At 66.9% G+C, this 26,974-nt stretch carries 20 protein-coding genes; 12 read left to right on the forward strand and 8 right to left on the reverse strand.

The annotated features are described in order from the left end of the window. Window positions 1-4: 4 nt before the first annotated feature. Complete coding sequence (locus tag IB256_RS29720) at window positions 5-1,204, reverse strand: efflux RND transporter periplasmic adaptor subunit (RefSeq protein ID WP_192404935.1); 1,200 nt, start codon at window positions 1,202-1,204, stop codon at window positions 5-7. 154 nt (window positions 1,205-1,358) lie between these two features. On the opposite strand from IB256_RS29720, the gene IB256_RS29725 reads away from it, so the two are divergent. The 7 genes from IB256_RS29725 to IB256_RS29755 all read left to right on the forward strand — a co-directional run bounded on the left by IB256_RS29725 (window position 1,359) and on the right by IB256_RS29755 (window position 9,642). After that, window positions 1,359-2,753 (forward strand): ATP-binding protein, encoded by a 1,395-nt coding sequence (locus IB256_RS29725; protein WP_192295288.1) that lies wholly within the window; start codon window positions 1,359-1,361, stop codon window positions 2,751-2,753. After that, on the forward strand, window positions 2,750-3,418 hold the full coding sequence (locus tag IB256_RS29730; RefSeq protein ID WP_192404936.1) for a response regulator: 669 nt from the start codon (window positions 2,750-2,752) through the stop codon (window positions 3,416-3,418). The genes IB256_RS29725 and IB256_RS29730 overlap by 4 nt, the downstream gene beginning before the upstream one ends. A 243-nt stretch (window positions 3,419-3,661) precedes the next feature. Further along, window positions 3,662-4,756, forward strand: a complete 1,095-nt coding sequence (locus IB256_RS29735) for an NAD(P)-dependent alcohol dehydrogenase (protein WP_081518434.1) — start codon at window positions 3,662-3,664, stop codon at window positions 4,754-4,756. Between the two features lie 126 nt (window positions 4,757-4,882). After that, window positions 4,883-5,392: a sigma-70 family RNA polymerase sigma factor gene (locus IB256_RS29740; RefSeq protein ID WP_081518433.1), complete on the forward strand. Its 510-nt coding sequence runs from the start codon at window positions 4,883-4,885 to the stop codon at window positions 5,390-5,392. After that, on the forward strand, window positions 5,389-6,384 hold the full coding sequence (locus IB256_RS29745) for a FecR domain-containing protein (protein WP_192404937.1): 996 nt from the start codon (window positions 5,389-5,391) through the stop codon (window positions 6,382-6,384). The genes IB256_RS29740 and IB256_RS29745 overlap by 4 nt, the downstream gene beginning before the upstream one ends. Before the next feature lie 134 nt (window positions 6,385-6,518). Beyond that, window positions 6,519-9,017: a TonB-dependent siderophore receptor gene (locus IB256_RS29750; RefSeq protein WP_192404938.1), complete on the forward strand. Its 2,499-nt coding sequence runs from the start codon at window positions 6,519-6,521 to the stop codon at window positions 9,015-9,017. 139 nt (window positions 9,018-9,156) lie between these two features. Beyond that, window positions 9,157-9,642: a DUF2165 family protein gene (locus IB256_RS29755; protein ID WP_192404939.1), complete on the forward strand. Its 486-nt coding sequence runs from the start codon at window positions 9,157-9,159 to the stop codon at window positions 9,640-9,642. A gap of 12 nt (window positions 9,643-9,654) precedes the next feature. On the opposite strand, the gene IB256_RS29760 is transcribed toward IB256_RS29755, so the two are convergent. Beyond that, the gene (locus IB256_RS29760; protein ID WP_192404940.1) at window positions 9,655-10,815 is read right to left on the reverse strand and encodes a GGDEF domain-containing protein; all 1,161 of its coding nucleotides are present in this window, start codon (window positions 10,813-10,815) and stop codon (window positions 9,655-9,657) included. Between the two features lie 300 nt (window positions 10,816-11,115). On the opposite strand from IB256_RS29760, the gene IB256_RS29765 reads away from it, so the two are divergent. Then, window positions 11,116-12,168 carry a DUF2235 domain-containing protein gene (locus IB256_RS29765; protein ID WP_192295295.1) on the forward strand — a complete coding sequence of 351 codons (1,053 nt, stop codon included), beginning with the start codon at window positions 11,116-11,118 and terminating at the stop codon, window positions 12,166-12,168. 27 nt (window positions 12,169-12,195) lie between these two features. On the opposite strand, the gene IB256_RS29770 is transcribed toward IB256_RS29765, so the two are convergent. Further along, complete coding sequence (locus IB256_RS29770; RefSeq protein ID WP_192404941.1) at window positions 12,196-12,939, reverse strand: class I SAM-dependent DNA methyltransferase; 744 nt, start codon at window positions 12,937-12,939, stop codon at window positions 12,196-12,198. A gap of 96 nt (window positions 12,940-13,035) precedes the next feature. After that, complete coding sequence (locus IB256_RS29775; RefSeq protein ID WP_192404942.1) at window positions 13,036-13,983, reverse strand: AraC family transcriptional regulator; 948 nt, start codon at window positions 13,981-13,983, stop codon at window positions 13,036-13,038. Window positions 13,984-14,176: 193 nt separating this feature from the next. Between IB256_RS29775 and IB256_RS29780 the strand changes: the two genes are divergently transcribed. Then, the gene (locus IB256_RS29780) at window positions 14,177-15,205 is read left to right on the forward strand and encodes an SDR family oxidoreductase (RefSeq protein WP_192404943.1); all 1,029 of its coding nucleotides are present in this window, start codon (window positions 14,177-14,179) and stop codon (window positions 15,203-15,205) included. Between the two features lie 65 nt (window positions 15,206-15,270). On the opposite strand, the gene IB256_RS29785 is transcribed toward IB256_RS29780, so the two are convergent. From IB256_RS29785 to IB256_RS29795, 3 genes are all read right to left on the reverse strand, one after another. Continuing rightward, window positions 15,271-16,194 (reverse strand): MBL fold metallo-hydrolase, encoded by a 924-nt coding sequence (locus IB256_RS29785; protein ID WP_192295299.1) that lies wholly within the window; start codon window positions 16,192-16,194, stop codon window positions 15,271-15,273. Window positions 16,195-16,278: 84 nt separating this feature from the next. Further along, a complete protein-coding gene (locus IB256_RS29790) occupies window positions 16,279-17,481 on the reverse strand; it encodes an NAD(P)/FAD-dependent oxidoreductase (RefSeq protein ID WP_192295300.1) in 1,203 nt (400 codons plus the stop codon). A 294-nt stretch (window positions 17,482-17,775) separates the two neighbouring features. Beyond that, a complete protein-coding gene (locus IB256_RS29795; protein ID WP_225602021.1) occupies window positions 17,776-18,165 on the reverse strand; it encodes a response regulator transcription factor in 390 nt (129 codons plus the stop codon). A 327-nt stretch (window positions 18,166-18,492) separates the two neighbouring features. Between IB256_RS29795 and IB256_RS29800 the strand changes: the two genes are divergently transcribed. Next, window positions 18,493-19,428 (forward strand): LysR family transcriptional regulator, encoded by a 936-nt coding sequence (locus tag IB256_RS29800; RefSeq protein ID WP_192295301.1) that lies wholly within the window; start codon window positions 18,493-18,495, stop codon window positions 19,426-19,428. Window positions 19,429-19,439: 11 nt separating this feature from the next. Here the strand turns inward: IB256_RS29800 and IB256_RS29805 are convergent, their stop codons facing one another. Further along, window positions 19,440-20,453: a GlxA family transcriptional regulator gene (locus IB256_RS29805; RefSeq protein ID WP_192295302.1), complete on the reverse strand. Its 1,014-nt coding sequence runs from the start codon at window positions 20,451-20,453 to the stop codon at window positions 19,440-19,442. Window positions 20,454-20,739: 286 nt separating this feature from the next. Between IB256_RS29805 and IB256_RS29810 the strand changes: the two genes are divergently transcribed. Both IB256_RS29810 and IB256_RS29815 read left to right on the forward strand, forming a co-directional pair. Beyond that, window positions 20,740-21,402 carry a response regulator transcription factor gene (locus IB256_RS29810; protein ID WP_151187517.1) on the forward strand — a complete coding sequence of 221 codons (663 nt, stop codon included), beginning with the start codon at window positions 20,740-20,742 and terminating at the stop codon, window positions 21,400-21,402. A 69-nt stretch (window positions 21,403-21,471) separates the two neighbouring features. Then, window positions 21,472-26,967, forward strand: a complete 5,496-nt coding sequence (locus IB256_RS29815) for an AAA family ATPase (RefSeq protein ID WP_192404944.1) — start codon at window positions 21,472-21,474, stop codon at window positions 26,965-26,967. Window positions 26,968-26,974 lie beyond the last annotated feature (7 nt).

Genomic DNA, 26,974 nt, shown 5'->3' on the forward strand with positions numbered 1-26,974 from the left:
GGCCTCAGTCGGTGCTGTCGTTGCGGGCGGTCAGGCTGGTGTCGCCGGCGTTGCCGCTCTTCCAGTCGATGGCCTGCACCGGCTGGCCGACGCGGACCTTCTGCAGCCCCTGGACGATCAGTTGGTCGCCATCCTCCAGGCCCTTGCTCACCCACCAGCGATTGCCCACGGCGCGGTCCAGGGTCAGCTCGCGCTGCTCGACCTTGCCGTCCACCACCACCAGCGCGGTGGCGCCGCCGCGCTCGTCGCGGCTGACGCCTTGCTGCGGTACGAGGATGGCGTCCTGTTGCACGCCTTCCTGCAGCGTCGCCTTGATGTACATGCCCGGCAGCAGCAGGCCGTCGGGGTTGGGCACCAGGGCGCGCAGGGTCACGCTGCCGGTGCTCTCATCCACGCTCACGCCGTTGAAGGTGAGGGTGCCGTCGTGGGCATAGGTGCTGCCGTCCTCCAGCTGCAGGCTGATGCGCGCGGCGTCTTTCTCCTCGGCGCGGGTGAGCTTGCCTTCGGCCAGCTCGCGCTTGAGGCGCAGCAGGGTGGTGCTGGGCTGGGTGAAGTCGACGTAGATCGGGTCGAGCTGCTGCACGGTGGTCAGCGCGGTGGTCTGCTCGGCGGTGACCAGCGCACCGGCGGTGACCGACGAGGTGGACGTGCGACCGGCGATGGGCGCATTGATCTTCGTGTAGCCGAGGTTGATCCGCGCGGTGCGCAGCGCGGCTTGCGCCGATTGCAGGCTGGCGCGGGCTTCGAGCAGCGAGGCCTGGGCGCTTTCGTTGTCCTCGGCGCTGATGGCGTCGATCTTCACCAGCTGCGCATCGCGCTTGGCTTTCAGCTCGGCCGCCTTGAGCGTGGCGCGCGCCGAAGTAACGCTGGCCTCGGCCTGGGCGAGGGCGGCCTCGTAGGTCTGTGGGTCGATCTGGTAGAGCGCCTGGCCGGCCTTCACTGTCGCGCCTTCCTCGAACAGGCGCTTGAGCAGGATGCCGCCCACCTGCGGGCGGATCTCGGCGACCAGGTGCGCGCTGGCGCGGCCGGGAAGGGTAGTGCTCAGGCCCTGGGGCGCACTGGCGACGTGATACACCGCGACTTCCTGCACGGGCAGGCTGGGCGCGGCGGCGCTCTCATCGCGGCAACCGCCGAGGACGAACAGGCCGGTGCCCAGCAACAGGGCACGAGACAGGGGGGGAAACGAGGGGAAGAAGGAGGACATCCGTGGGGCTCCGGACCGGAATGATTTTCACGATCCAGGCTGCTCGGCAAATGTGCAGCCATTGTGCAGAAAAGTGGGAGATTGCCCGTGCCGCCTTGCCCCATGCGGGGTGCCGCGCTTCAATGACGGCAGTTTCGATTGCCCCGGCGGTGCCATGAAAGTCAGTCTTTCCAGCAAGTTCTTCCTGGCTATGCTCGCGGTGTGCGCCTTCGCCGTGCTGGGCATGGTGTTCGCCGCCTACCTGAGCCTGAAGTACGGTTTCCTCGGCTACCTCAACCAGCAGGCCGAGGAACGCATGGAGCGTATCGTCCCGCGCATCGAGCAGGCCTACGCGCAGAACGGCAGCTGGGACTTCATCCGCCGCGACCAGGACCAGTGGTTCGAACTGCTGCGCCCGGACGACATCAAGGACGACAAGACCTTCGACCCCAGCCTGCTCACCGTCTCCGACCTCACCGGTGCCTTCGTCCGCTTCGCCCTGCTGGACGAGCAGCGCAAGCCGATCATCGGCTACCGCGCCGCCGCCGGCGACATGCTGCTGCGACCGATCAACCATCAAGGGCACGTGGTCGGCTGGATGGCCCTGGCACCGCTGCAATCGGTGACCAGCGTTGGTGACCGGCGCTTCCAGCTCAACCAGCTGCGCTCCAGCCTGCTGGTGGGCCTGGCCTGCCTGCTGGGCACCGCGGTGATCGCCTGGTGGCTGAGTCGCGCGCTGTTGCGGCCGATCCGCGAGGTGGCCCGTGCCACCCATGAGTTGGCGGCCGGCGACTATGCGATCCAGGTGCCGGTGCGCTCGCAGGACGAAGCCGGGCAACTGGCCGGCGACTTCAACCGCATGGCCACGACCCTGGCCGGCAACGAGCGCATGCGCCGTGACTTCATGGCCGACATCTCCCACGAACTGCGCACGCCACTGGCGGTGATGCGCGCCGAACTGGAGGCCATGGAGGACGGCATTCGCCCGCTGGACGCCACTGCGTTGCGCTCGCTGCAGGGCGAGGTGGGCGCGCTGACCAAGCTGGTGGACGACCTGTTCGACCTGTCCCTGGCCGAAGTCGGCGGACCGACCTACCGCCGCGAGCGCATCGACCTGCGCGTGCTGCTGCCGGTGGTGGCCGAGGCCTTCCAGGCGAGCTTCGCCGAGCGCGGCCTGACCCTGCGCGTGGAGTTGCCGGAGCAGCCGTTGTGGGTGCTCGGCGACGAATCGCGTCTGGGCCAGCTGCTGCACAACCTGCTGGAAAACAGCCGCCGCTACACTGACAGCGGCGGGCAGACGGTGCTGCGTGCGCTGCGCGACGGCGAGCGCGTGCTGGTGCAATGCGAGGACAGCGCGCCGGGGGTGGATGCCGCTTCGCTGGAGCGCCTGTTCGAACGCTTCTACCGTGCCGAGCGTTCGCGCAACCGCGCCAGTGGCGGCACCGGGCTCGGGCTGGCGATCTGCCGGGGCATCGCCGAGGTGCATGGCGGCAAGCTGAGCGCCAGAGCCTCGGCGCTGGGCGGTTTGCTGCTGACACTGGAACTGCCGGTCGCCGGAGCTGAAGCATGAGCCAAGGACAGATCCTGCTGGTGGAAGACGAACCCAAGCTGGCCGCGCTGGTGGGCGACTACCTGCGCGCCGCGGGCTTCGAGGTGGAGCACATCGCCGACGGCCTGGAAGTGGTCCCGGCGATTCGCCAGAAACACTACGACCTGATGCTGCTCGACCTGATGCTGCCGGGCCGCGACGGCCTGGATATCTGCCGCGAGCTGCGTGGCTTCAGCCGCCTGCCGATCATCATGATGACCGCCCGCGTCGACGAGATCGACCGCCTGCTCGGCCTGGAACTGGGCGCCGACGACTACATCTGCAAACCCTTCTCGCCACGCGAGCTGGTGGCGCGGGTCAAGGCCGTGCTGCGGCGTACCGGCACCCAGGCGTCGAGCTTCGGGCTGGAGCTGGATGCGCGCACCTTTCACGCGCGCTACCAGGGCATCGCGCTGGACCTCACGCCGGTGGAGTTCCGCATGCTTGCCGCGCTGGCGGCGCGGCCGGGGCAGGTGCTGTCGCGCGACCAACTGATGAACCACATCTACCAGGACCACCGGGTGGTCGCCGACCGCACCGTGGACAGCCACGTGAAGAACCTGCGGCGCAAGCTGACCGCCATCACCCCGGCGGTCGATCCGATCCGCTCGGTGTATGGCGTCGGCTACAGCCTGGAGTGCGAGTAGACCGGCGGGCGGATCGCGACTTGTTTTCCGGCCATCCGGGTCAATGCTCCATCGGGTCGCCAGCGGCCAATCGCCTGGCGGCAGGCAGGCCGATGGGCGAGCTTCCCCGCGCTTGATATGCATCAACCGGCCTTCGCCCCGGCCGAGCACACTGGTCGGGTCGGCCGGTTGCCGCGATCCAGCGGTCCGCGCCGTCTCCGGCCATGTGCACCCATGGCGCATTCCGAGCAAGGAGAAAGAGCGATGGCAATGATGAAAGCGGCGATCTTCGTGGAACCCGGGCGAATCGAACTGGCGGACAAGCCCATCCCGGAAATCGGCCCCAACGACGCGCTTATCCGCATCACCACGACCACCATCTGCGGCACCGACGTGCACATCCTCAAGGGTGAATACCCGGTGGCGAAGGGGCTGACCGTCGGCCACGAACCGGTCGGCATCATCGAGAAGCTCGGCAGCGCCGTCAAAGGCTACCGCGAAGGCCAGCGGGTCATCGCCGGGGCGATCTGCCCGAACTTCAACTCCTATGCCGCACAGGACGGCGTGCCCTCGCAGGACGGCAGCTACCTGATCGAGAGCGGCCGCTGCGCCTGCCACGGCTACAAGGCCACCGCCGGCTGGCGCTTCGGCAACCTGATCGATGGTACCCAGGCCGAGTACGTGCTGGTGCCGGATGCCGAAGGCAACCTCGCGCCGATCCCGGACAGCCTCACCGACGAACAGGTACTGATGTGCCCCGACATCATGTCGACCGGCTTCAAGGGGGCCGAGAACGCCAACATCCGCATCGGTGACACCGTGGTCATCTTCGCCCAGGGGCCGATCGGCCTGTGCGCGACGGCTGGCGCACGCCTGCTGGGGGCCTCGACCATCATCGCGGTGGATGGCAACGCACACCGGCTGGATATCTCCCGCAACATGGGCGCCGACGTCACCCTGGACTTCACGCAGTGCGACGTAGTGGAAGAGGTGATGAAGCTCACCGGCGGCCGCGGCGCGGATTCATCCATCGAGTGCCTGGGCCTGCCGAGTACCTTCGAACAGGCGATGAAAGTGCTCAAGCCGGGCGGGACCCTGTCGAGCCTGGGCGTTTATTCCAAGGACGTGCAGATTCCGCTGTCCGCCTTCGCCGCCGGCCTGGGCGACCACCGCATCAACACCGCGCTGTGTCCCGGCGGCAAGGAGCGCATGCGCCGGCTGATGAGCATCATCGAGTCGAACCGCGCCGACTTCGGCTCGCTGGTGACGCACCACTACGCGCTCGACAACATCGTCGAGGCCTACGACCTGTTCGCCCACCAGCGCGACGGCGTGCTGAAGATCGCCATCAAGCCCTGAAGGGGACACGGGGATGAACTTCTGCACGCAGAGGTCATCCCTTCGGCGTTCAGCCCGAATTGCGCAGGGCAGGGCAAATCCAGTATTGTTGAGAACGATTATCATGTTTAACAAAACTGGACGTTCATGGACAGCGAGCGGGCATTCGAAAGGGATGTTGAGCGGCTTTACATTGCCCACCATGGCTGGCTGAAAGGCTGGCTGCGCCGCCGCCTGGGCGAGCAAGCCGATGCCGAGGACCTGGCCCAGGACACCTTCGTGCGCGTGATGCGTTCGCGCAGCGCCATCGCCGACCTGCGCCAGCCGCTGGCCTACCTCGCCACCATCGCCAACAGCCTGCTGATCAACCGCTGGCGCCGCCAGGCGGTCGAGCGTGCCTATCTGGAAGCGCTGGCTGCGCGGCCTGAGGCGGTAGCCCCTTCGGAGGAAGAGCGCCTGCTGCTGATCGAAGCGCTGGTGGAAATCGACGAACTCCTGCACGGCCTCGCGCCGCAAGTGCGGGAAATCTTCCTGATGTCGCAACTGGACGGCCTGACCTACCCGCAGATCGCCCTGCGCCTGGAGCTGAGCGTCAACCAGGTGCAGAAGGCGATGAGCAAGGCCTTCACCGCCTGCTACGCGTGCCGGTTCGAATGAGCGCCATGTCCCGCGACGGCGATTCCCGGCCGATTTCCGATGTCATCCGCGACCAGGCGATTGCCTGGTTCACCCTGGCCCAGTCGGGCTGCATGAGCGAGGCCGAGCAGCGCCAGTTGCTGCTCTGGCGTGAGGCCGACAGCGAGCACGAGCGTGCCTGGCAGCGCCTGAGCAGCATCCCGCTGGGCCTGCAGCGCCACGCCGGGCGGCTGGCTGACCCGCTGCTGCGGCAACTGGCCGGGCGCCGGCACTACGACGAAATGGACCGGCGCAAGGCGCTCAAGGTGCTGGTCGGCTTCGGCCTGCTCGGTGGCCTGGCCTGGCAGGGGCGCGATACGCCCTGGGTGCAGGGCGCCATGGCGGATTACCACACCGCAACCGGCGAACGTACGCAGCGCACGCTGCCCGATGGTACGCAGCTGTGGCTCAACACAGCCACGGCGGTCGATCTGCATTACACCGACCGCGTTCGTGAGCTGCGCCTGCGTTACGGCGAGATCGAGATTCTCAACGCCCGCGACAGCGCCGGGCGGCCGTTGCGGGTCGTCAGCGGCGACGCCGTGCTGCAACCGCTGGGCACGCGCTTTCGCGTCCGTCGCGAGAACGACGGGCGCGGCACTCTGCTGGCGGTGACCCAGGGCCGTGTCGCCGCCAGTTCCCTGGCCGGTGGCGAGGCGAGGGTGATCGAGGCTGGCTCGCAAGCCCGCATTGGCGCGGCCGGCGTCAGCGCTCCGCAGGCGCTGGATGTGAACGACGGCGCCTGGGTCGACGGCTACCTGGTGGCCGAGCGCATGCGCCTGGCGGACTTTCTCGCCGAGCTGGATCGCTATCGCCCCGGCCTGCTGCGCTGCGACCCCGCCGTTGCGGGCATTCGCCTGAGCGGCTCCTACCCGCTGGGCGACACCGACCAGGTGCTGGCGATGCTGCAGGACAGCCTGCCGGTGCGCATCCAGCGCCGCACGCGTTATTGGGTGACGGTGGGCCCGCGTTAAAGCGGCGAAGACCGCCAGATCGCGCCAATGAAAATAATTCTCGAAAAGTCGGCAGGTTTTTGTTTCTCGCTTGGCCTAGGGAGAAATCCCTGCTCGCACCTGCGGGCCAACAACGAGAAACGGACCCTCTGCCCATGACGCTTCACCCCATCACTCGCGCCCTGCGCCAGTCGCTTGGCCTGGCCCTGCTGTCCTGCTCCACGCTCACCCTGCTGCCGGCCATGCCGGTGCAGGCCGAATCCACCGCTACCCGCACCCAGCAGTACGCCATCCCCGCCGGCCCGCTGGACCAGGTGCTCGGCGAGTTCGGGCGCCGCGCCGGCATCCCGATCTCGGTGAATGCGGGCCTGACCGAAGGCAAGCGCAGTGGCGGGTTGAACGGAGAGTACGGCGTCGAGGACGGCTTCGCCCGCATCCTGTCGGGGACGAATCTGACGGTGCGGCGCCTGGACAACGGTGGCTACGGCCTGGTGCCGGCGCCGTCGGACGCGGTGCTGGAGATGGATGCCACCACCGTCTCCAGCCAGCTGCTGGACCCGACCAGCGAGGGCACCAACTCCTACAGTGCCCGCGCGGTGACCATCGGCAAGGGCGCGCACAGCCTGCGTGAGACGCCGCAGTCGGTCACCGTCCTGACTCGCCGCTACATGGATGACCAGAACATCACCACCATCGAGCAGGCGATGGAGAAGACGCCGGGCATCGCCGTGTATGAGTCGCCCATGGGCGGCAAGTATTTCTATTCCCGCGGCTTCATGATGCAGGGGCAGTACCAGTACGACGGCGTGCCGCTGGATGTCGGTGGCGAGTACGTGCAGGCCAACAGCTTTTCCGGCGACATGGCCTTTTATGATCGCGTTGAAGTGCTCAAGGGCGCGGCGGGCATGATGAAGGGTTCGGGAAGCTCCACCGGTGGAGTGAACTTCGTCCGCAAGCGTGGCCAGGCCGTGCCGGAGACCAAGTTGTCGCTGTCGGCCGGCAGCTGGGACAACTACCGGGGTCAGGTCGACGTGGGCGGGCCGCTCAACGAGTCCGGCACCTTGCGTGGCCGCACCGTGGTGGCGTTGCAGGATCGCCAGTATTTCTACGATGTCGGCAAGCGCAACGACCAGATTCTCTATGGTGCGCTGGATTACGACGTCAGCCCCGACACGACGCTGGGCCTGGGCGTCGCCTACGAAAAGCTCGACGCGACGCCCTGCTGGCACGGCCTGCCGCGCTACAGCAATGGCAAGGACCTGAAGCTCAGCCGCTCGACCTGCCTGGGCGCCTCCTGGAACAACTGGGAGAGCGAGCGCACCACGCTGTTCGCCGATCTGTCCCACCAGTTGAACGGGGACTGGGCCTTCAAGTTCGCCGGCGTCTGGACCCATAACGACCAGAACATGAAATACGCGCTGTCCGAGACCTCCGGCGGCGTGACGCCGGGCACCACCTCGGCGCCATCCTCGGTGTATTCCGGGCTGTTCGACTACGACCAGACCGACTATGGCTTCGATGCCTACCTGGATGGCAAATTCGATGCCTTCGGCCTGCAGCATGAACTGACAGTCGGCGCCAACGCCAGCCGCGCCAAGACCCACGACCGCTGGGCATTGATCAACATGTCGAGCCTGCTGGGCGCTACCCAGGACCCGTTTCACCCCAACTCGCACATTCCCGAGCCGGCGGATGATTTCTATGCCCCCAACTCCTACCGTGGCGGCCCGATTCCCACCGAGTCGGACACGAGGCAGTTCGGCACCTACGCCACCCTGCGCCTGAAGCTCGCCGAGCCGATGACCTTCGTCCTTGGCTCCCGTGTCAGCTGGTATCGCAACAGCCGCGATTCCTACACCCAGGCCTGGGACTACTGGCAGCACGACCGCAGCCAGGAAAACGGCCAGGTCACGCCGTTTGCGGCGCTGATCTACGACCTCAACGACCAGTGGTCCGTCTACACCAGCTACGCGGACATCTTCCAGCCGCAGAGCACCTACACCGACGAGTCAGGCAGTCCGCTGCAACCCAAGACCGGGGCCAGCTACGAACTTGGCATCAAGGGTGAGTTGCTGGAAGGCCGCGTCAACACGGCTTTCAACCTCTTCCGCACGGTCGAGGAACATCGCGCGGAAGCCAACTATGACACCACCTGCCTCGGTTCCTCCGACGGCTACTGCTACACCGACGTCGGCAAGGTCCGGGCGCAGGGCTTCGAGGCGGAAGTCAGTGGCGAGGTCATCGACCGGCTGCAACTGCTGGCCGGCTACACCTATACCCAGACCAAGTACCTCAACAGCGCTGAGGAGAACCCGCAGGAACCGACCTTCACCACCACCTATTTCCCGCGCCACCTGTTCCGCGCCTGGGCGGATTACCAACTGGCCGGAGAACTGGATCGCTGGAACCTGGGCGCGGGTGTGACGGCCCAGAGCGACGTCTCCGTGCGCAGTGGGAGCGTCACCTCGGTGCAGTCGGACTACGCCATCTGGAATGGCCGCCTGGGCTATCGCATCGACGACCACTGGACCGTCGCGCTCAACGGCAACAACCTGTTCGACAAGAAGTACTACCAGAGCGTGGGGGCCGTTTCCTGGGGCAACTTCTACGGCGAACCGCGTAACTTCATGGTCACCCTGCAGGGTGCGTTCTGACACGGAGTCCGAGCAACTGTTCTGTGCGGTGTTGACCTCAACCTAGGTTGAGGTCCTAGAGTCCGTCCGGGCCTGCCTGCCGCCGCCGTTTCCGGCGGCGGGCCGGCGCACTCGGAACATGACCGCACAAGGACCCGGTATGGACACCCACACTTCACTGATGATTTTCCAGGCTACCTGCTTCCTGGGTTTCAGCCTCTGGCTGAGCATCGCGCTGATCAACAACCTGCACGCCTTCTCCAGCTCGGTCGCAGCGGTCGGCGCGACCATGGCGATGGCGCCGCTGCGACAGCCTCCCGCCATCGACTTCCCCTTGCTCGCGCGCGCACTGGCCTCGCCGGCCCTGCATCGCCTGGCACTGATCGTTGTCATTCTGCTGCAGATCGTCGCGGTGCTGGCTGCCTGGACCGGCTGCTACGAGCTGTTGCTGGGCGACGGCCTCGACGCCGCCAGGCCCTGGCTGAACCTCTGCCTCAGCGCGGCGCTGGCCTTCCTCTTCGCCATGCTGCTGGGCGGCCTCTGGTTCGGCTACTGGATCCGCCAGGAGGGGCTGCAGCTGACGCACCTGATGCTGGTCGTCTGGGTGCTGCTGAACTTCCTCGTCCTCAACCTTCGCTGGAACTAGCCGGGACGCCTGCTACGCGAAAGCCCCCTCGACGCGATTGCGCCCGGCGGTCTTGCCACGGTAGAGCGCGCGGTCGGCCTGCTGCAGGTACTCGTCGAGCGCCTGCGTGCCAGTGAAGGCTTCCGAGACGCCGATGGTGGCGGTGCAGCGGATCGGCTGGTCCGGTATCGCGCCCGGTACTTCGCTTTGTTCGATGGCCACGCGGGCGCGTTCGGCCAGTTGCAGAGCGCCTGTCCTGTCCATGTCCAGGCCAACGAGGACGAACTCCTCGCCGCCCAGCCGGCACGTCAGGTCGCCTTTGCGAGCGGTGGCCTTGAGTACCTGGGCCACATGAGACAGCACGAGATCGCCGACCTTGTGGCCGTGGTTGTCGTTGATCTGCTTGAAGTGGTCGATGTCCACGATCAGCAGGTAGGCAGGCCCGGCTTTGCGGGAACGGAAGTGCGCTTCCAGCCCCTCGACCAGCCCGCGGCGGTTCAGTAATTGCGTCAGCGGGTCATGGGCGGCCATGGTGCGCAGCTCATCCGTCAGGCGCCGCAGCACCAGCCAGACGGCGCAGGGCGGCAGCACGGTGCCGAGGAATGACATGTAGAGGTAGAAGACTTTCTGGAAGCTGCTGTTCATGTCCAGCGCCGCCAGCCCGCCCTGGATGATCATCGCGAACTTCGCGGCGTTCAGCGCGCAGATGCCGCCAATCAGCACGGCGAACACGATCATCTCGACGCGCAGGTCCCGGGCGACGTTCTGCCGGGCATAGAGCACTGCCACGGCCATGCCCAGGAACAGCAGGGCACACGAGCCCGCCAGCAGCGCATGGCGCGCTTCACTTCCGAGGGCGGATTGCACCGTGAGCTGCAACGCCGTGTAGAGGACAGCCAGTGTGAGCAATGGCCGCCACACGGCGGTCGGTCGATCGAAGAAGCGCAGGGCGCCAAGAACGTAGGCGACAGGGGCGCAGAGGGTCATCGTGTGGTTGACGACACTCATCGCCCCCCAGTGCGCCGGGCCGCCGAGCAACTGCAGGATGTAGGCGAGCCCCAGCAGGAAATTGCCCAGGGCGAAGACTTCCATGCCCATTTTCTTGCCGTTCAGCCGGGTGCTGATCAGCAGGAACATGACGCTGAAACAAAGCAGGTGCACGCAGAGCATGCTGAGGATGACAGTGGTGACCATGGGTTCGCGTCAGTGAAGGCGTAGCAAAGGGAGCCGGGCAGTGGAGCTGTGGCGGGCGCGGACCCGGCACTCCAGGCCGCCTCTGGCGTACTCGGCGGAGTCGTTCGGGGCCAGGGCACCTAACCATATGTGTAGCGGGAAGGCAATCCGCCAGCACAGCACGCCAATGGAGGTGGTTCTCACGAGTCTGTCGACAGCCCGGACCGGGGGCTACAGTTCACTGTCGAGGGCGATACCGGGGGATGGGCCAGGAACCGGGACGTTCCGAGCAGTCAGAGCCACTGACCCTGGAGAAAGGGCATGCCCAAGAAAATCATCATTTCCTTTGACGGGACCTGGAATACCCCGGACGCGAAGTCCGAGATCAAGGGCAGTAAAAGTACCAACGTCTGGAAGCTGCATGCTTCCATCCTTCCCGCAGACAGCAACGGCACCTCGCAGGCCAAGTGGTACGACAAGGGAGTCGGCACCGCGTGGTACGACCGCCTTGCGGGTGGGGCATTCGGCGTCGGGCTTTCGGAGAATATCCTCGACGGCTACCGGCAACTGGTCAGTACCTACGAGGCGGGCGATCAGGTCTACGTGTTCGGCTTCAGTCGCGGGGCCTATACCGCCCGCAGCCTGGTGGGGCTGATCCGCAACGCCGGGCTGCTCAAGCCCGAGCACATCAACCTGACGAACGAGGCCTACGGGCTCTACCGCACCCGCGACGAGGGCGCCGACTCCGAGCGCGCCAGGCTGTTCAGGGGCAGCTTCTCGCGGGAGATCACCATCCACATGCTCGGCATCTGGGACACCGTGGGCGCGCTGGGCGTGCCGCTGGAGTCGTTCGACTGGTTCAACAAGGCCTACTACGAATTCCATGACACCGAGCTCAGCTCGATCGTGCACAACGCCTTCCATGCGCTGGCCATCGACGAGTGGCGCAAGAATTACCAGTGCACGCTGTGGGACCCCAAGAGCAAGCCCAACCAGCGGGTGGAACAGGTGTGGTTCTCCGGCGCCCACGCCAACGTCGGCGGCGGTTATGCGGACAACAGTCTGTCGGATATCGCGCTGGTGTGGATGATCAACAAGGCCATCGAGTGCGGGCTGGCGGTGGACACCCGCAAGACCCCGAGCCTGCCCACCACGACCCTCCCCATCACCAACTCCTACAAGGAGTTCCTCGGCGGCGCCTACAGCCAGTTCACACAGCCGCATTACCGGGATATCGGCAACACCTCGTTCGGCCAGGAGGCGATCGACCCGAGCGTGGAGGAACGCCTCAAGCACGATGCCCAGTACAAGCCGAAGAACACCGTGGGTGGGCATCTCACCGGCAATTTCACGCCGGTGGGCAAGATTCGCTGAGGGGGAGGGCGTACCGGGAAGGTCGCCTCAGCGCTTTACGCAGACGAACAATGCGTTGCCCGAGGTGCCCTCCCAGGGCGTGATGCGCTCGTAGTCGTGCTCGAAGACCTGCACCTCGAAGAGCGGCTCCAGCAAGCGCTGCAGCTCGGCGAAGGTCAGGGCGACCATGGCGTGTTCGTCCTGCCAGGCCTGGGTCTCGCCGGCGCTGGTCTTTTCGATGCTCAGGCGCAGCGCCTGGCGCTCGCCCGCGCCGCCGTAGTACCAGCCCGAGCCGAAGGTGAACTGGCTACCCTCGTGTTCGACCGAGTGGCGCACGAAGGAGCCGTTGTCGATCAGCGCCTTGTCCACGCTGTTGAAGCAGAACACGCCGCCGTCCGCCAGTGCCTGGTGCACGCTCGCCAGGCACGCCTGCAGCTGTACCACACCGGGGTTGTAGTGGATCGAGTAGAGAAAGCAGGTGATCAGGTCCAGCGGCTCGTCGACGCGGAAACTCGCCATGTCGTGGCAGCTGAAGCTTGCCTCGGGGCAGCGCTGCTGGGCGATGTCCAGCATCGGCTGATTGAGGTCCAGGCCGGCGCTCGCGTAGCCGAAGTCGAGGAAGTGGCGCACGTGCGGCCCGGTCCCGCAGGCGAGGTCCAGGTGCCGGCGCCCCTGGTTGCCGAACAACTGGTGCAGGCGGCGCACGCAGTGGCTCTGCGCCTGGTAGTCGATGTCGGCGCACATCAGGTCGTAGTAGGAGGACAGGTCGGTGTACAGCGCGTTGGAGGACATAGGCAGCCAGACAGGGAGTTTGCCGGAGGTTTCGGCGCGGCATGGTACATCAGCCGTGGGTCTTCTCCGCTGAAATCGGACGTCCCGCAGGCCTGCTCATTCCCCGATCTGGCGCCACTGGTTGCGGTAATGCCGTGGCGCCGTGCCGGTGATGCGCTTGAAGGCATTGCTGAAGGCGCTTTCGGAGCTGTAGCCCAGCTCGGTGGCCAGCTCCGCCATGGTCACGTCGCTGCCGCGCAGCGCCTGCTGGGCCAGCAGCATGCGCCACTCGCTCAGGTAGGTCAGCGCCGGGATGCCGGTGATGCTCTTGAAGTGCACGGCGAAGCTGGTGCGCGACATGCCCGCCGCCCTGGCCAGTTCGCCCAGTTGCCAGGCGCGGCCGGGCTCGCCGTGCATCAGGCCCAGCACCGGGGCCAGGCGCTTGTCGCCGGCTGCGCGGAGCCAGCCGCAGGAAACTGAATCGGAGGACTCCAGGTAGGCGCGCACCGTCTGCACGAACAGCAGCTGCGTGAGCTGCGCGGATACCGCGCCGACTCCCGGGCGCCACTGGTTGCGCTCTTCGACGATCTGGTCGAGCAGCCATTTCAGCCGCTCGGCCTGCTGCGTGCCGGCATGCACCTGCATCACCGCCGGCATCAGGCGGAACGCCAGTTCCTCGCTGGTCGGATCCAGGCGCACATGTCCACCCAGCTGGATGCAGTCCTCGCCGCTGCCCAGGGTGGCTGTGCGCTCGTTGGCATCGCCGCTGAACACGTCCATGGCCTCCAGCGGTTTCAGCGCCAGGTCGCTGGCCAGGACGAAGGCGCGGCGCGAGCAGAGGATGAACACGTCGCCCTCCTTGATCCACACCGGTTCCTCGTCACCTTCGATCTGCAGCCAGCAACTGCCCTTGATCAGCGCGAAGAACTTAAGGTGCTGCGGCGGCGGGAAGCGCAGACTCCAGTCGCCACCAGCGCTGAAGCCGCCGGCCACGGTCAGTTGCGCATCGGCCACGCGCAGGAAGTCGGACAGCGGGTCGGAGCGGGTAGCCGGGTACTGGGTCATGGCGAGGGGCCCTGGGGTGCCGAAAGCGGATGCGGCCCAGAATCGCACCGGGCTCCCGCCGGGGCAACGGCCAACCGCGCAACCGGCAGATTCGAACTCTCGCGCAAGTAAAGTGCACTCCAGCGCATTCACGGTTCGACGGAGCAGGCGTAATTTTCCCGGCGTCCGACTACAGCCTTGCCCGAGAAAATCCATGAAAGACGAATTGGTATTGGTGACCGGCGGGACCGGTTTCATTGCCCAGCATTGCATCCTCGCCCTGCTACGCGACGGCTATCAGGTGCGTACCACGGTGCGTTCGCTGGCGCGGGAAGCCGAAGTGCGCGAGCAGCTGCGCGAAGGTGGCATCGACGCAGGAGAACGCCTGAGCTTCGTGGTCGCCGACCTGAGCCAGGATCGCGGCTGGGCGGAAGCCGTCGCCGGCTGCCGCTACGTGATCCACGGGGCCTCGCCGACGCCCACGGGGGCGCAGACCAGCGAGGAGGAATGGGTGCGCCCGGCGGTCGACGGCAACCTGCGGGTGCTGCGCGCCGCACGCGATGCCGGGGTGAAGCGGGTCGTGCTGACCTCGGCCTTTGGTGCCATCTGCGCCGGACACGGGCAGATGACGCGGCCCTTCGACGAGACTGACTGGAGCGACCTGAGCAGCCGCAACGTCTGGCTCTACCAGAAATCCAAGACCCTCTCCGAGCGCGCCGCCTGGGACTTCATCGCCCGTGAGGGGCAGGGCCTGGAACTCTCGGCAGTCAACCCGGTGGCCGTGCTCGGCCCGGTGCTCGGCGCCGACTACTCGCACTCCATCCGCCTGGTGAAAAGCCTGCTCGCCGGCCAGCCGGGCAGCCCGAAGATCAACTGCGGATTCGTCGATGCGCGCGACGTGGCGGACCTGCACGTGCTGGTCATGACCCACCATGCCGCTCGCGGCGAGCGCTTCATCGCCACCGCCGGTGACAGCCTGTGGCTGGGCGAAGTCGCGCGGGTTCTCAAGGAGCGCATGGGCGCCGTGGCGGCGAAGGTCTCGACGCGTGTGCTGCCCAACTGGGTGGTGCGCCTGGGCGCGCTGAAGGACCCGGCGCTCAAGGGCTCCGTGCCGCTTCTCGGGCTGCGGATGAACTCCAGCAACGCCAAGGCGCGCAGGCTGCTGGGCTGGTCGCCGCGCCCGGCCGAGGAGGCCATCGTGGCGACCGCGCGCAGCCTGGACAAGCTCGGTCTGCTCGATTGAGCAGGCCCGGATAACGCAAAAGCCCCGTCCCGCGTGAGCAGGGCGGGGCGGTCTGGCGCTGGCTGTCAGTAATCCCAGAAGCCGGCGATCCAGCGGAAGGCATCGCCGTCGATGGCCACGCGCCCCACCGAGGGGAAGGGCAGGTGGGTGGCGACGAACAGTTCGCCACTGGCCGCCGCCTCGCGCAGCAGGCGGACCCGCACGTGGACCGACTCTTCCGGGTCGTGTTCGAAGCCGTTGTGCCATTCCGGATGGTCGAAGGCCACCGGGAACAGTGCATCACCGGCAAAGGTCAGGCGCTCGCCGGCGGAGTCGACGTAGACGATGCAGTGGCCGGGGGTGTGGCCGCCGGTGAGCTTCGCCACCACACCCGGCGCTACCTGGAACTCGTCCTCGAAGATGTGCAGGCGGCTCTCGTAGTGAGCCATGAACTCGTTGGCGGTGCGCCGCAGGACGTCCGGTACCGGCTGCGGCATCTCGGTCAGGCTGAAGTCGGGGATCTTCCAGAAATCGACTTCGGTGGCCGTGACGTGGATACGCACCTCGGGGCTCAGGCCGTTCTTCACGGTGTCGGTGAGCAGCCCGCCAATGTGGTCCATGTGCATGTGGGTGATCACGATATCGGTGATCGACGACAGCTCGATGCCGGCATCCTTCAGGCGCTTGGGGAACTGCCCGGCGCGGGGGAAGCCGGGGAACTGGTTGCCCAGGCCGGCGTCGACCAGGATGGTCTGCTCACCGCTGCGCACCACCAGCACGTTCAGTGCCCAGTCGAACATGTCCGGGCCCAGGTACATTTCCTTGAACCATGCCGCGCGCTCTTCCGGGGTGGCGTTGGTCGACATGGTTTCGGTCGGCAGCGGCAGCACGCCGTCGCTGACCACCAGCACGTCGATCTCGCCCACGCGCAGGGCGTAACGCGAAGGCACCAGTTCCTGGGCCGGGGTGGTGGCATCGGGCTGGGCGAAGGTATTCAGGTGCATGGTCATGGTGGTTCTCCTGTTGCTTGTTAGGTCGAGTCCATCAGGCGAGTGGCACTCCCTCGGAGCGAGGGAGTGCGGGCAGAGCAGCGATCAGGCCACCGGGATCAGCGGGTCGGCGGCGGCCAGGGCGGCGCGGCGGTCGGCGGCCGGCGGGTAGATCCAGACGGTGTTGATCTGCGTCTTGAGTTCCTTGGCCTCGGCCTTCACCAGCTTCAGCTGGCGGTCCCAGCCTTCGGTGTACACGGCGCCCCAGGCGCCGAGGTCGAGGCAGGTGACGTACTTGGGCTGGCGGTACTGGGTCGGGGCGACGCCCAGCAGGTCGGCGGCGGCGTTGTTGCCGGCGTGGCGTCCGAGGCTGATGGCGTGCTGGCAGGACATCGCGGCGAAGTTGCCGATGTCGTCGGTGGCGGCGTAGGCGACGTCACCGGCGGCGAAGACGTTCTGCAGTCCGCGCACCTTGAGGTTGCCGTCCACGTGCAGGCGGCCCTGGCCGTCACGTTGGGCAGTCAGCTGTTCGGTCAACGGGCTGGCGCGGAAACCCACCGTCCAGATCACCGTGTGGCTCTCGATGTGGCGGCCGTCGGCGAGGGTCACGCCGTTGGCGTCCACGGCGGCGACCGTGGCGCCGGTGATCCATTCGATGCCCAGGCTGTCGGAGGCCTCGATGATCGACGGGCGGATGCCTTCGCCCATCACCGCGCCGATGCGCTCGCCACGGTCGACGATGACCACGCGGACGTCCTGGTCCTCACCCAGTACGGCACGCAGGCGGGCCGGCATTTCAGTGCCGGTCTCGATACCGGTGAAGCCGCCGCCGGCGATCACCACGGTGTTGCGTGCGCGGCTGGCCGGCTGGTTGCGCAGCGACATCAGGTGGCTTTCCAGGTGCGCCGCCGATTCGATCTGGTCAACGTCGAAGGCATGTTCCTTCAGGCCCGGCACCGGCGGGCGGGACAGCTGGCTGCCGCTGGCCAGTACCAGGCGGTCGTAGCTCAGCTCGCCAGTGCGGCCGGTTTGGTCGCGGTAGCCGACCTTGCGGGCCTGCTCGTCGATGCTCTCGGCGGTGCCCTTGACGAAGCGCACGCCCACGGCCTCGAACAGCTCGGTCAGCGGAGCGAACATGCTGTGCACATCGGGCTCGTAGAAGCGCGGGCGGATGCGCAGTTCGGCCTGTGGCGCGAGCAGGGTGATCTCCACATCGTTGTTGCCGTGCATGTCCAGCAGGCGGGCGGCGCTCAGAGCGCTCCACAGTCCACCGAAGCCCGCGCCAATAACCAGAAGTTGCTGTTTCATCATGTGCTCCTGACTCGAATGGATGAATTGCCTTGAAGTCACTGCTTCAAGTTCGGCGTGACGCTGACGGGTAGTTGCAAACCTTGGTTTGCGTTGTTCCGTCTGCAGTCGTCCGCTGTGAATCCATGCTAGGGAGGAGAACTTCCGGGCGCACTTCTACATCGGTGTGCGGGAATTACGCATGTGTGGAAGAGAACTATACGAAGGTATCGACGGGGAATCGTGTGAAGTATTTTTCAGGGCAGTGCAGTGCAGTGAACAGGGTCGGGAATAACTTGCGGGGGATTTTCGCGTTCAGGATTTCAGCAGCAGGGCAGTCTCGATGCAGTGCAGCAATTGTTCGGCTTCGAACGGCTTGGGCAGGCAGGCGATCACGCCGGGCATGTCCATGCTGATGCGCGGCCGCTCGCCGGGGTAGGCGGTCATGAAAATCACCGGAAGGTCCAGGCCACGGCTGCGCAGCGTTTCATAGAGCTCCACGCCGCACATGCCCGGCATCTGGATATCGGAGATCAGGCAGCTGGCCAGTTCCGGGCCGTCGGAGCCGAGGAACTCGCGCGCCCCGCCGTAGGTGCGCGCCAGGTAGCCGGTGGCGCGCAGCAGGCCTTCCAGCGCGGTGCGAAGGGATTCATCGTCGTCGACTACTGCAATGACAGCCTTGTTGCGCATTTGCGTCTTTTGCATCCTCTGGGGCGCTCGTGGCGGCGCCTGCCGTACTTGCAAGATACGCCGTCGAACAAGTCGGAGAAGTATACCTAGGTATAGTCGGGCAACACCTGGGTATGGATATTCCGGCGGACAGTCTGATGTGGGTGATATTCGCGGCAGGAAGTTGAGCGGAACAATACCCAGGTATTAGTTCGGATAACCAACGGGTGGCGATATTGCACCCATGTACAACTGACTCAGCGGTTACGCCTGAATAATCTGCAATCACATCGCAAGCCTGGAGAAGTGAACGGGCCCAGCGAAAGGCAGTTCGGATGCAACTTTCACCAGGCGGGCGAAACCATGAACAGAAATGACCTGCGACATGCCGACATCAACTTGCTGGTTGTCTTCGAAACCATGATGCGCGAGCGCAACGTGACCCGGGCGGGCGAACGCCTGTTCCTCTGCCAGACCACCGTCAGCAGCGCGCTGAACCGCTTGCGGACGATGTTCGACGACCCGCTGTTCATCCGCAGCGGGCGGGCGATGGAGCCCACCGCGCGGGCCGAGGAAATCCACGTGCGCCTGGGCCCAGCCCTGGAAGGCATCGCCCTGGCCCTGAGCTGCGCAAGGGAGTTTGACCCGCGCACCAGCGAGGAGACCTTCCACGTCGGTCTGTGCGACGAAGTCGAATACGCGCTGCTGCCGCGGCTGATGCAGCAGCTGCGCGCCGAGGCGCCGAACATCACGCTCGTCGTACGGCGAGTCGATGCGCTGCAACTTCCGCAGCTGCTGGTCGCCGGGGACATCTCCCTGGGCATTGGTCACGCGCAGGAGCTGCCGGCCAGCGCCCACTGCCGCAGCCTGCGCCCGGTGCAGCCGATGCTGCTGCGCGCCGATTCGGCGGCGGCGCCGGTGAGCCTCGACGAATTCTGCCGGCGGCCCCATGTGGCGGTGTCCGCGCTGGGCAAGGTGACCGACGACGTCGACCGCGCCCTGGCGCGCCACGACCGGCAGCGCCGGGTGGTGCTCGCGGTGCCGCAGTTCAGCGCCTTGCCGGCGCTGCTGGCCGGAAGCGACATGCTCGCCATCGTGCCCGACTACGTGGCCCAGGCGATGGCGCGGGTGGATGGCCTGCGCGCCGAATACGCACCGCTGCCGCTGTCGAGCCCGGACCTGGCCATGGCCTGGCGCGGCACCAGCCATGCCGACCCGCGCGAGCGCTGGCTGCGGACGTTCTTCGCCCGCCACCTGGAGCAGCAGCCGGAGCGTGCGCTGGCGCTGGCTGTGGCCTGAGCGAATCAGACTCAGCGGCTGAAGCGGCTGCGGTAGTCGCGCGGGGAGATCGACAGGTGGCGCTGGAAGGTGCTGCGCAGCCGCTCCTCGTCGCTGAAACCGCAGGCGCTGGCGATCTGCCCGATGTTGCGCGAAGAGTTTTCCAGCAGGCGTTTCGCTGCTTCCAGGCGGAACAGTTCGATGGCCTTGGCCGGCGTGCGCCCAGTGCGATCCTTGTACACGCGGGAGAAGTTGCGCAGGCTCATCTTCGCCTGTTCCGCCAGGCGTTCCACGGTCAGTTCCGGATCCCCCAGATTCTCCGCCAGCCACAGGTGCAGCTCGTCGAAGGCCGGGTTGTCCTGGGTCTGCAATTGCAGCAGGGTGCTGTACTGCGCCTGCCCGCCGGGGCGCTTGAGGTAGACCACCAGCTCGCGCGCCGCCTGCATGCTGACCTCGCGGCCGCAGTCGGCTTCCACCAGCGCCAGTGCGAGGTCGATGCCGGCGGTGACCCCTGCCGAAGTCCAGACCGAGCCCTGCTGGATGAAGATCGCATCGGCGTCAACTTCCAGGGCCGGGAAACGCTGTTGCAGGGTGTCGCACAGGGCCCAGTGGGTCGCGGCGCGGCAGCCGTCGAGCAGCCCGGCCTTGGCCAGCAGGAAGGCGCCGCTGCACACGGAAGCCACCCGACGCACTCTGGGGGCCGCGTGGTTCAGCCAGGCCGCCAGCTCGCCGTGGCTGTCGAGGGTTTCGCCGATGTCCGGGGCGCCGGGGACGACCAGGGTGTCGACCGCGGCGAGGTCGAGTTCAGCCAGCGCGCTGGTGTCCACCGACAGCCCTTCGACGGTGCTCACCAGGCCGCCGCGCAGGCTTGACGTCAGCAACTGATAGCCGGGCAGGCCACGCTGGGCCAGGGCCTTGCTGGCGGCCCAGAACACGGTCTGGGCGCCGCTCAGGTCGAGCAGGCCCATCTGCGGGTAGGCGACGAAGGCGACGGTGATCGGCGTCGTCGCGGGGAGCGGGTAAGGGGGAGCAAAGGCGCTTGCCATCGGGGTTCTGCCTGTTCGGGGAGCTGGTCGAAAGTGGGCCGAAGGTATGGCCGATATTCAGGGGTTTCTGGCCTGGCGGCGCTTCGCTTCGCCAGGCTAGCCTTGCTCGCAGCAGCGCGATGGTGCGCGCCATGGCGCGCGTTATGGCCAATATCCCGAAGGTATCGCTCCGGCCCCATGACCCCGGCCCCATGATCACTGGGCTGGCACTTTGCCGCGGGCCCCATCATGGACTAGATTTTTTGACCTGCACACCGCGAGTGTCGCGGTCCCCCAAGGAGGCAAGATGAGCTCGTCGGCGCATTCCAATCCGCCGCAAGGCCCGAAGGAGCCGGTGGTCTATGTGGTCGATGACGACGAGTCCATGCGCCTCGCCCTCGATGGCCTGTTGCGCTCCATCGGCCTGCAGGTGCAGACCTTCGATTCCACCCAGGCCTTTCTGTCCTTTGCCCGGCGTGACGTTCCCAGCTGCCTGGTTCTCGATGTGCGCCTGCGCGGCGAGAGCGGCCTGGCGTTCCAGGAGCAGATGGAGAAGAGCGGGGTGCGCATGCCCATCGTGTTCATGACCGGCCACGGCGATATCGCCATGACAGTCAAGGCCATGAAGGCCGGCGCCGTGGACTTCCTCGCCAAGCCCTTCCGCGACCAGGACATGCTCGACGCAGTGGCCAGCGCTTTGGCCCGAGATGGCGAGCGGTTGCAGGCCGAGCAGTCCGGCGCGGCGCTGCGCCAGGCGTTCGAGGCGCTGACCCTGCGCGAGCGCGAAGTGCTGCGCTTCGTCGTCGCGGGGTTGATGAACAAACAGATCGCCGCCGAGCTCAACCTCAGCGAAGTGACCGTCAAGGTGCACCGTGGCCAGGTGATGAAGAAGCTGGCCGCGCGTTCGGTCGCCGATCTGGTGCGCATGGCCGAGGCCCTGGGCGTCGAGCCGTTGCAGCGGACGACCTGAAGGCCGTCTGCAATACAGTCGCTGACCGCCACTCGGGGGCAGCAGAATCCCTGAGAGGTTGCCGAGCCGATGGCCAGCAAACAGAAGATCCTGTGGGACGATGGCGAGCGGGTGTTCTGCCGCGCGCGCCCATCCGGTGACGACGGCGCCAGCGTGCTGCTGGTGCGCCCGGCCGCCGAACATCCTTTGCCCGCCACGCTGGAACGGCTGGCCCACGAGTACAGCCTGCGCGACGAACTGCACAGCGCCTGGGCACTGCGCCCGCAGGCGCTGCACCGCGAAGGCGGCAAGACCCGCCTGCTGCTCGATGACCCCGGCGGCGAGCCGCTGTCGCGCCTGCTGCGCCAGCCGCTGGACACCGCAACCTGCCTGCGCCTGGCCGTGGACATCGCCGTGGCGCTACGCCACCTGCACCAGCGCGGTTTGGTACACAAGGACCTCAAGCCCAACCACATCCAGGTCAACTGCACTGATGGCCAGGCACGCCTGACCGGCTTCGGTCTGGCCTCGCGGTTGCCGCGCGAACGTCAGGCGCCCGAACCGCCGGAGACCATCGCCGGCACCCTGGCCTACATGGCGCCGGAACAGACCGGGCGGATGAACCGCTCCATCGACTCGCGCAGCGACCTCTATGCCTTTGGCGTGGTGCTCTACCAGATGCTCACCGGTACGCTGCCGTTTACCGCCAGCGACCCGATGGAATGGGTGCACTGTCACATCGCGCGCAAGCCGCTGTCGCCCGGCGAACGGGTCGCCGGCGTGCCGCCGATGCTCTCGCAGATCGTTCTCAAGTTGCTGGCCAAGACCGCCGAGGAACGCTACCAGAGCGCTGCCGGCGTCGAGCACGACCTGCGCCGTTGCCTGGAAGACTGGAAACGGAGCGGGCGCATCGAAGCCTTCAGCCTGGACGAGCAGGGCACGCCCGACCGCCTGCTGGTCCCCGAGAAGCTCTACGGTCGCGAGCGCGAGGTGGAGGTGCTGGTCGAGGCCTTCTCGCGCATCGTTGCCAGCAGCACGCCGGAGCTGGTGCTGGTGTCGGGCTATTCCGGGATCGGCAAGTCCTCGGTGGTCAACGAGCTGCACAAGGTGCTGGTGCCGCCACGCGGGTTGTTCGCTTCAGGCAAGTTCGACCAGTACAAGCGCGACATTCCCTACTCGACGCTGGTGCAGGCCTTCCAGGGGCTGGTGCGCACGCTGCTGGGCAAGAGCGGTGACGTGCTGGAGGGCTGGCGCAGCGCGCTGCTGGAAGCGCTGGAGCCCAATGCCCGGCTGATTACTGACCTGATTCCCGAGCTGCGGCTGATCATCGGCGACCCGCCGCCGGTGCCCGAGCTGGAGCCGCAACAGGCGCAGCGTCGCTTCCTGCTGGTGTTCCGCCGCTTCATCGGCGTGTTCGCCCGCGCCGATCACCCTCTGGCGCTGTTCCTCGACGACCTGCAATGGCTGGATGCGGCAACCCTCGACCTGCTGGAAGACCTGCTTACCCATTCGGAACTGCGCCACCTGATGCTGGTGGGCGCCTACCGCGACAACGAAGTGGACGCCAGCCATCCGCTGACTCGCAAGCTGCAGGCCATCCGCCAGGCCGGTGTACGCATCGACGAGATACGCCTGGCGCCGCTGGCCCGCGCGCACATCGAGCAACTGATTGCCGAGGCGCTGCGCTGTCCGCCGCCGAGCATCGTGGCGCTGGCCCGGCTGGTGCAGGACAAGACCGCCGGCAACCCGTTCTTCGTCATCCAGTTCCTCCAGGCACTGGCCGAGGAAGAGCTGCTGACCTACGACCACGAGGCGCGGCGCTGGCGCTGGGAACCGGAGCGCATCCACGCCAAGGGCTTCACCGACAACGTCGTAGACCTGATGGTCGGCAAGCTCGCGCGGCTGCCGCTGGAAACCCGCCAGGCTCTGCAGCAGCTCGCCTGTCTGGGCAACGTGGCGCAGATCGATACCCTGGCGACCGTCCTCGACCTGCCGCCGGCGAAGGTCCATTCGATACTCTGGTCGGCGGTGCGCCAGGAATTGGTGGAGCGCCTGGAAGGCGCCTGCGCGTTCGCCCACGACCGCATCCACGAGGCGGCCTATTCGCTGATCGCCGAAACGGCCCGTGCCGAGGCGCATCTGCGCATTGGTCGTCTGCTGGCCGAGCAGACGCCGACGGAGCGGCGCGAAGAAGCGATCTTCGAGATCGTCGGCCAGCTCAATCGCGGCGCCCGGCTGATCGACTCCCGCGCCGAGCGCGAACAGCTGGCCGAGTACAACCTGCTGGCCGGGCAGCGCGCCAAGGCTTCCAGCGCCTACAGCTCGGCGCTGGCCTATCTGCACGCCGGGATGGAGTTGCTCGACGGTGATTGCTGGCAACGCCGCCACGACCTGTGCTTCGCCCTGGAACTCAACCGCGCCGAGTGCGAATTCCTCACCGGCCAGCTGGCGCAGGCCGACGAGCGCCTCACCGCGCTGACGCCACGCGCCGCCACCACGGTGGAGCAGGCGGCGGTGGCCTGCCTGCAGATGGACGTGTGCCTGTTGCAGGACCGCAGCGACCGGGCGGTCGCGGTGTGCCTGGCCTACCTGCGGGCGGTTGGCATTCACTGGTCGGCGCACCCGGACGACGAGCAGGTGCGCGAGGAATACCAGCAGATCTGGACGCAGCTGGGCGAGCGCAGCATCGAACAGCTGATCGACCTGCCGCTGATGGAAGACGCCGCCTCCCTGGCGACCCTCGACGCCCTTGGCAAGCTGTTCGCCCCGGCGCTGCAGAGCGATGCCAACCTGGCCAGCCTGACCATCTGCAAGGCCGTGAGCCTGAGCCTGGAGCGGGGCAACTGCGATGCTTCCTGCATGCTCTATGCGAATGTCGGGCGCGTCGCCGGCCGCCGCTTCGGTGACTACGAAGCCGGCTATCGCTTCGGTCGCCTGGGCTGCGACCTCGTTGACCGGCGCGGGCTGAATCGCCATGAAGCGCGAACCTACCTGTGCTTCTCGATGTTCGTAGCGCGCTGGATGCGCCCGGTGCGCGAGTGCCGGGAGCTGCTGCGCCGGGCGTTCGTCGCGGCCAATCGCGTCGGCGACCTGGCCTACGCCGCCTATGCCGGCAACGGCCATATCGCTGATGTGCTGTTCCTCGGCGAGCCACTGGCGCAGGTGCACGAGGAGGCCGGGCAGGGCCTGGCCTATGCGCAGAAGGTACGCTTCGGCCTGGTGGTGGATTTCATCAGCACGCAGCTGGCGCTGATCCGCACACTGCGCGGGCAGACCCCGACCTTCGGCAGTTTCGACGATGAGGTGTTCGACGAGGCGCGTTTCGAAGCGCACCTGGACAGTACGCCGGGCCTGGCGCTGGCGGCGGCCAAGTACTGGATACGCAAGCTGCAGGCGCGCTGCATGGCGGGCGATCATGCCGCAGCCATGCACTGCGTAACGCGGGCGAAAGGGCTGCTGTGGGTGGTGGAGTCCTTCACGGAGGAGTCCGAGTACCACTTCCACGCAGCGCTGACCCTGGCCGCCACTTTCGATTCCATGGCTGTCGATGAGCAACCTGAGCGCCTGCGAGAACTGGCCGTGCATCACGCGCAGTTGCAGGAGTGGGCCCGGCAGTGCGGCGAATCCTTCGCCTGTCGGGTGGCGCTGGTGGGAGCGGAAATCGCGCGGGTCGAAGGGCGGCTGGTCGATGCCGAGCTGCTTTACGAAGAGGCCATCCGCCAGGCGCAGGACAACGGCTTCGTGCAGATCGAGGCGCTGGCCAACGAGCTGGCGGGGCGCTTCTACGGCGCGCGCGGCCTCGCCAAGATCGCCCGCGTCTACCTGCAGGATGCGCGTTATGGCTACCTGCGCTGGGGCGCCGACGGCAAGGTGCGGCAACTGGAGGGGCGCCATCGCTACCTGCGCAACGAGGAGCCTGCGCCCGGCCCGACCGCGACCATCGCCACCCCGGTGGAGCACCTGGACCTGGCCACGGTGCTCAAGGTGTCCCAGGCCGCCTCGGGGGAGATTGTCCTGGAGAAGCTGATCGACATGGTGATGCGCACCGCCATCGAGCAGGCTGGCGCCGAGCGCGGCGTGCTGGTCCTCGCCGAAGCGGGCGAGCCGCGCATCGCGGCGCTGGCGACCGTCGGCGACGGCGCGATGCTGTTGTGCAACGAACCGATCAGCGCCGCGGCGCTGGCCGAAACGGTGCTCTACCAGGTGCTGCGCACCGGCGAGAGCCTGTGCCTGGAGGACGCCATGGCCGATCCGGGATTCACCACCGATCCCTATGTCCGCCAGCACGGCGCGCGTTCGATCCTCTGCATGCCGCTGATGAATCAGGCCAAGCTCACCGGCGCGCTGTACCTGGAGAACAACCTCTCGGCCGACGTGTTCAGCCCCGCGCGGATCGCCGTATTGCGGCTGTTGGCCTCACAGGCAGCGATCTCGCTGGAGAATGCGCGCCTGTATCGCGATGCCGCCGAGCGCGAGGCAAAGATTCGCCGGCTGGTGGACGCCAACATCATCGGCATCATCGTCTGGAGTGCGGGCGGCGAGATAGCCGAAGCCAACGACGCCTTCCTGCGCATGGTCGGCTACGAGCGTGACGAACTGCTGTCCGGCCGCGTGCGTTGGCACGACATGACGCCGCCGGAATCCCTGGCGCTCAGTCAGGCGCACCTCGCCACGGCCATTCGGACCGGGCATGCGCAGCCTTTCGAGAAGGAATACATCCGCAAGGACGGCAGCCGCGTGCCGGTGATCGTCGGCCTGGCGGCCTTCGAGGCCAGCCTGCAGGAAGGGGTGGCTTTCGTGCTCGATCTCACCGAGCGCAAGCAGGCCGAGGAGCGGGTGCGCGAGGGCGAACGGCGCTATCGCGAGGTGCAGACGGAACTGGCCCACGCCAATCGTGTGGCGACCATGGGGCAGTTGGCTGCGTCCATCGCCCACGAGGTGAACCAGCCGATTGCCGCTACCGTGACCAATGCCAATGCCGCGCTGCGCTGGCTGGGTGCGCAGCCGCCGGAATTGGGTGAGGTCAGCCAGGTGCTGGGACGCATCATCAAGGACGCCAACCGTGCCGCCGAGGTGCTCGGGCGCATCCGCCAGCTGATCCGCAAGACCCCGCCGCAGAAGCAGCCGGTGGACGTCAGTGCGGCGCTACGCGAGATGGTCGAGTTCACCCGCGGCGAGGCGGCGAAATCCGGCACGGTGGTGCGCGTCGAACTCGCCGACGGTCTGCCGGAGGTGGAGGGCGACCGGGTCGAATTGCAGCAGGTGATGCTCAACCTGATCGTCAATGCCCTGGAGGCCATGGGCGCTGTGCCTGTCGGTGAGCGCCACCTGCTGGTCAGCTCCGAGTACGACGAGGGTGGCGTGCGGGTGAGAGTCTGCGACAACGGACCGGGATTCGCCGAGAACAACGCGGACTTGATCTTCGCGCCGTTCTACACCACCAAGGCCACCGGCATGGGCATGGGTCTGTCGATCTGCCGCTCGATCATTGACACCCATGGCGGCCGTCTCTGGGCCAGCGCCAACCAGCCCCGTGGCGCGGTGGTGCAGTTCACCCTGCCGGCGCATCCCGCAACGGACGCCTGAAAAAGCC

This window comes from Pseudomonas sp. PDM17 (assembly GCF_014851985.1).
GTDB lineage: Bacteria > Pseudomonadota > Gammaproteobacteria > Pseudomonadales > Pseudomonadaceae > Pseudomonas.